The 2,444-nt window shown below is 69.4% G+C and carries 4 protein-coding genes; 3 read left to right on the forward strand and 1 reads right to left on the reverse strand.

Going from position 1 to position 2,444, the window contains the following annotated elements; genetic code table 11:
* Together ON39_RS07705 and acpS are read left to right on the forward strand one after the other, a co-directional pair.
* Window positions 1-286, forward strand: a 286-nt coding sequence (locus tag ON39_RS07705; protein WP_040732578.1) for a hypothetical protein, incomplete at its 5' end; no start/stop codon positions are given.
* Between the two features lie 11 nt (window positions 287-297).
* Window positions 298-729, forward strand: a complete 432-nt coding sequence (gene acpS, locus ON39_RS07710; RefSeq protein ID WP_040732579.1) for a holo-ACP synthase AcpS — start codon at window positions 298-300, stop codon at window positions 727-729.
* Window positions 730-819: 90 nt separating this feature from the next.
* On the opposite strand, the gene ON39_RS07715 is transcribed toward acpS, so the two are convergent.
* Window positions 820-1,440 (reverse strand): TetR/AcrR family transcriptional regulator, encoded by a 621-nt coding sequence (locus ON39_RS07715; RefSeq protein WP_246003097.1) that lies wholly within the window; start codon window positions 1,438-1,440, stop codon window positions 820-822.
* 290 nt (window positions 1,441-1,730) lie between these two features.
* Between ON39_RS07715 and ON39_RS07720 the strand changes: the two genes are divergently transcribed.
* A partial coding sequence (locus ON39_RS07720; RefSeq protein WP_040732581.1) for a hypothetical protein occupies window positions 1,731-2,444 on the forward strand: 714 nt, incomplete at its 3' end.

Here is a 2,444-nt window from a genome sequence, read left to right on the forward strand (position 1 = left end):
GCGGCGCGAGGAGTACCAGCGACGGGCGCAGGAGCGTCAGCTCGCGGGGCGGCAGCGGTTCACCGAGGCCATGTGCGGCGGCGCGCCGCTGTACGAGCGCCCGGCGGATCGGCGCCTGGGTGGTGACGGCACGCCCGCCAAGCAGTCGCGTCAGCTGGAGGCCGATGTGCTGCTCTCGGCCGAGGCCCGCCTCGGCGGGGACGGCGCGTACCGGGCCGACGGCTTCGGCTGCGGCACAGGCCACACTGCGGACGGTTCGCGCACCGACCGCCGGCTCAGGTCGTAGGCTGCCCGCCTATGACGATCCTCGGTATCGGCCTGGACTTGGTGACCATCTCCGAGTTCGCCGAACAGCTCGAACGCGCCGGAACAACCATGATCCGGGAGAGTTTCACCGCGGGCGAGCGACGCTACTGTCAGAGCAAGGGGACCGATCCGGCGCGCAGCTACGCGGTGCGGTGGGCGGCGAAGGAAGCGGTGATCAAGGCCTGGGCCTCATCGCGGTTCGCCCGCCGCCCGCAGATCGGTGACAATCCGTACCCGCTGATCGAGGTGGTCAACGACGCGTGGGGCAGGCCGAGCATCAAGCTGCACGGCCTCGCCGCCGAGTTCCTGCCGCGCGCACGGGTTCACCTGTCGCTGACGCACGACGGCGACACGGCCGCCGCGATGGTGGTCCTGGAGGACCCCGGTGAGATCGTGGATCTCATCGAGGGACGCGAAGGGTAAGGCGGGCACCACATCTCGGGAGCGCGGTCGGGATCCATCCCGGCCGCGCTCTCGCGTATCAGCGCACCGAGTTGGTGTACGGCCGGATCCTCAGCGCCCGCTCGCCGAGCGGGACTCCTTCTCCGCCACAAGCAGATACGCGACCATGAGGCGTTTGAGTTCGGACACCGCCTCGGCGTTGCCCTGCTCGTCCTGGACGGAGAAGTTGAGCATCGAGTAGACGACGTGCACCAGCACCTCGGCCATCATGGTGCGCCGGGCGCGCGGAGTGCGCGGCGTCAGCGGGCGCAGCATCTGCGAGACGACCTCGGCGAACTCCTTCTCGTGGATCGCGCCCGTCGCGCGCGTCGACGGCGTGGACTGCATAGCGAGCCACACCTCGCGCCGGGACGGGTCGGTCATCCACAGGTTCGCCAGGTGGTCGACGAACTGGTTCATGTGCCGCAGCCAGTCCAGCGACGGGATCTCGCCGTGGAAGTCGGCGAGCTCGCGCGAGACGGCCACGAGGTCTTGCCGATTCAGCTCGCAGACGATGACGTACTTGTTGGCGAAGAACTGATACAGCGTGCCGATCGGCACCTCGGCGCGCGCCGCCACCTCTTCACAGGTGAACGACTCGAAACCCACCTCTACGAGCAGTTCTCTGGACGCCTGCAGCAGGGCGTCGAACTTGCGTTTGCTGCGTTCCTGCGTCGGCCGTCGCCGCGGCATGAGCTCCTGTGGGTCGTCCTGCAGCTCCAACGCAGGGTCCAGACGTTGCTTCGACCTGGCCTCCGCGCGTACTTCCACGTAACAAGGCTAACGGTACGGACACGCGCACGACACGCGCACGGCTTCTGCGTGTTCATCTTCTGTCCGAATTCACCACCCATCCGGATCGAATGTGGCTCCGAACACATACCGAGCGCGCGTGGCTTCTGACGCGCGAAAGAACCAGGAAGGCGTGGCCAGTGGTAGCTCGATCAGTGGTAACACTCGGCGTTTCCACCGAACGTGGCGCCGTGCACGCGGTAGCGTTCGCCGACACCGGCGCCCGGCTACCCGAGCGCGTGCTGCTGCATCGGGTGAAGAGGACGCCGGGCGACAGTAAGGCGGACTTGGCGGAGACCGTCGAGACGGCGATGGACGAACTCGCCACCGAACTCGGACCCGACCATGAGATCGCGGGCGCCGCGGTCGTCTACCGGGACGCCGCGGAGCGGCGGGCCATCGTGACCCGGCTGGCCACCGGCCGGTGGAACACGGCCTCGATGGTGTCATCGAAGGCGGCCCATCTCAGCGTGGCCGGAATGATGACCTGGCTCGACGAATTCGACGACCTGCTGGTCTGCGAGGTGGTGCCCGGATATCAGGCGTTCACCCTCATCGACGGTGGCCGTCGCCGGATACTCGTCGCGACCAGTCAGGCGGGCGGGGCGACCGCGGACTCGATGGGCGCCGCGGTGACGGCGGCGTGGGATCAGTTCGAGGCGGCGGCGGTCCGGCCCGACGCGGTGGTGCTGATCGGCTCCGCCGCGGGGAAGCCCGCGGTCGTCGCGGCCGTGGACGCCTTCGGCGCGCCGGTGATTCCGTGCAAGACCTCGGCCGCCGCGTCGGCGGCGGGCGCCGCGCTGTACGCCATGGCCGACGTGGATGGCGCGGGCGAGATCGAGGAGCGGGTGCGGCGCGTGCGCGGCGGGGCCGCGGTGTTCGCCGCGGCGAGCGTGCTCGCGGGC

Origin of the sequence: Nocardia tenerifensis NBRC 101015 (assembly GCF_000308715.1) — a bacterium.
In the GTDB taxonomy this organism is placed as follows: Bacteria; Actinomycetota; Actinomycetes; order Mycobacteriales; family Mycobacteriaceae; genus Nocardia; species Nocardia tenerifensis.

Excerpts from the sequence above, each read along its gene's own strand:
- acpS (WP_040732579.1), top strand. The coding sequence starts at position 298 with ATGACGATCCTCGGTATCGGCCTGGACTTGGTGACCATCTCCGAGTTC.
- ON39_RS07715 (WP_246003097.1), bottom strand. The coding sequence starts at position 1,440 with ATGCCGCGGCGACGGCCGACGCAGGAACGCAGCAAACGCAAGTTCGAC.